We start from the raw sequence: 3,240 nt of genomic DNA on the forward strand, positions 1-3,240 counted from the left end.
ACATCGTTATCTAATACATTGCCAGTAGCAACGCTGTCTTCGTCGATAGTTTGGCTGTCGTTGGCTAATAGACTGACGTCATCAACAGGCGTGACTTCAAGGGTCAGTGTTGCTGTTGAGCCTGTATTGGTGGTGTATGTAATGACAGGAACGCTGCCATTCCAGTTATCATTTGGAGTGAAGGTGTAAGAGCCATCTTCATTGATAACTAAAGATCCGCCATCGAGTTCTACCGTGGTACCAGCAGTAAGGCTTTGACCGTTAACTTCAAAACTCACGACGGTAAGAGCGTCATCACCATCTGCATCATTATCGAGGACGTTTCCGGTAGCGATACCATCTTCAGTAATTGAATTACTATCATTGACTAATATAGAGGGGATATTATCAACACTAAGATCGATATCTCTTGTTTCTGTAAACTGAGCCTGGTCAGCGCCAGCAGTGGTAAAACCTGACGCTGCAATGGTTTCGTTTGCACTTCTTGAGACTGAGAGGAAACCTGAACTTCCTCCATTACCTCCATTGCTATTACCTGCTGCTGTATCAGGCCCCTCAGTTGGGTCTTCGCCAGATGCGATAAGGGCTTGAATTTCTGCAATCTCATCTAAAGCAGTATCACTTGAAACATTTTCTTCAGCAGGGCTAGCTGATAGGGAATTAGTCATTTCAGTATTTGATGATATAAGGCTGCCATCGTCAAACTGAATTTCAACAAAGCTATCTTCAGGCACAGATAAGAGAGTACCTTCAGGGATCAATTCACCTACCGCCACTTGTTTTTCTGTACCATTTACGGTGGCAGTTACTGTGCCTGTAAGGTTTTGAATATGACCAGCCTGTGTTGTTATAATCGACTTCATTGTCTTGCTCCCAACTGTAAACAGTATTAACTACACTTTTTTACAGCTTAAATGTTTCAAAAAAACTACCCCTGATTAACGAATGTTATAGAAGCAATCGTTATTGGTCAATTTTTTGACGCTTTATGTTGTGTAAATTGATTGTGATTGAGTATTATTCGAAAGGGTTAGTAGTGCAAGAACAGAAAAAGGCCACTAGATATAGTGGCCTTGTTAGATAACGGATGAACCGAACTGACTAATTAAAACTTTTGACTGAATATTAAGGAATGATATTCCCTTGGTCGATTTGTTCATATGGAGGGATGAAAGTATCGTTCGGATCGACAATTAGAGCCTCATCAGCGATGAGTCCTGCAATAATTACAGATTCGTCGGAACTGCCATAAATACTCGATAGATTGATACCATCTAAGATGATAGTCACTCCGTCTCCACCTGCTATTCCGTCGGCATCAATAATGATGGTGGTATTGCCACCGGTAAAATCAAAGGAGAAGAAATCTTCTAAGTTTCCGCTTTCCTCTCCAACTAATAATCCGCTTAGGTCGAGTACATCGATTTCGTTGTTGAAGTTGTAAACGTTATCAATGCTACCATCAGCACTATCGAGTTCCCAAACGAAGAAATCTCGCTCACCATCATCAACGCCATTGAGTGCACCACCGTCCAAACTATCACTACCTTGGCCCCCAGAGAGATAATCTCTACCTATCCCTCCTACTAAGGTGTCACTGCCTGTGCCGCCGATGAGAATATCATTGCCTTCACCACCTTCAATATCGTCATTGCCAGAGCCCCCAATGAGTTCGTCATTACCAGCAAGACCTTTTAAGATATCAATGCCTTCGCGGCCGAAAATACGGTCGTCTAAATTGGCCCCTGTAAGCGAGTCAGAATTGGTACTACCAAATAGCAGATTATTGATATTGTCAGTTCCCACGACCGTGATGGAATCATCAGCTATTTGATCATGGGTAAAGACAGCTTCAACAAATCGGGCTTGGAAGTTACCACCATTGTCATCGAGATAAGTTATTCTCCATATATCATTGGCCGATAATGGGTTAGCCATAAGATAATCAGCTAACGATGTTGTTGTTGGGTCACCATTGCCATCAAGTAAAAAGATTGCGCTGTAATCAATTTCGGCTTTCATTAGGCCTGAATCAGCATCGAAGCTCCAAGTAATAACCCCATCAGCATCATTCTCTGGGATCACTTCAAAGACTGCGCTACCAATTGTTAATCTAACCGATACCTCATTTTCTCTAGCGTTACCTGCATTACCACCCTGCTCTGAGACTGGTACTGGGAAAGCAAATGGCGCCTGTTGAAAATCAGTAAATAGCTGCAATGAACCACTTGCTGGATCTGAGTTCATCGCGTTGGCAAATAGCTCACTAATAACTAAGTCAGCATCTTGATCATTACCAGAGGTAAGTGGACTTGAACCATTACCAATTTGTACTGTTTGATCTGCCAAGCTGTTTGTAGGTACGGAGTGGATGATGAATTCACCATCAATAGAGTCACTACCTGAGTTCACTGTAAAAGTGAGTGACAAGTCAATTTGATAATCTACTTCTCCGTTATCTCCAGGAACGTAGATTAATGTTTCTAATTCAGCTGCACTAAGCCCTGGCGGGTTATCAAAATCAATTAAAGTGAGGGTGTTTTGACCATCGATCATATAGTAAATACTACCTAACTCAACGCTCGGGTCTAAGTTTGGTGTAAGTAGCACTAACGCTAAGTTAGTAATTGTTATTGTATCGTTTATATCTATATCAGTAGGTTTAGTCACAAGTAGTGGATAACCGCTTAGATAAGGGTCGGTAATCTCACTGACAGCGGCGGGAACCCAGATCTCTTTAGCAAACTCTCCTTCAATAGCATCATTTACGCCATTGATCGTAATGGTGACTATTTCAGTGTCATATGCACCATTTAAATCGGTAGCCGTTACATTAAAACTGAGTGTAATAGATTCAGTAATCCCTAAAAACTGAATCAATTCATTTGAAATACTAAAGTCCCAACTATCTTGGTCGCTGCTGAAACCTGCAATCAACTGATTGATCTGGTCTTGGGTTAATACGTCACTGAGAACACCGCCACTCCATTGAATATCATTATTGTAAAGAGAAGTCACACTCGCAGTATCGCCAGTATCAACGTCAGTGAAACTTAATATTCCTGTATCACTGATTAGTTGATTGACGACGTTTAGATCTTCGGTGACTTCACCAGAGGTATCTATAGTGAGTACCGGAATATCGTTGGTGCCGGTGACAGTCACGGTGACAATTTGAGTGCTGAATGCACCAAACTCATCGGTGACGGTGACCAAGAAAGTCTCGTCGTGGGTTTCACT

The 3,240-nt window shown here is 41.9% G+C and carries 2 protein-coding genes; both read right to left on the bottom strand.

Features of this window, described 5'->3' with window-relative positions:
• Positions 1–863 (bottom strand): retention module-containing protein (locus CXF82_RS00925; protein ID WP_145991626.1); only part of this gene is annotated, 863 nt, incomplete at its 3' end.
• Between the two features lie 262 nt (positions 864–1,125).
• Positions 1,126–3,240: VCBS domain-containing protein (locus CXF82_RS00930; protein ID WP_145991627.1), on the bottom strand; the 2,115-nt coding region annotated here is incomplete at its 5' end.

Origin of the sequence: Shewanella sp. GutDb-MelDb (genome assembly GCF_002836075.1) — a bacterium.
Lineage (GTDB): Bacteria > Pseudomonadota > Gammaproteobacteria > Enterobacterales > Shewanellaceae > Shewanella.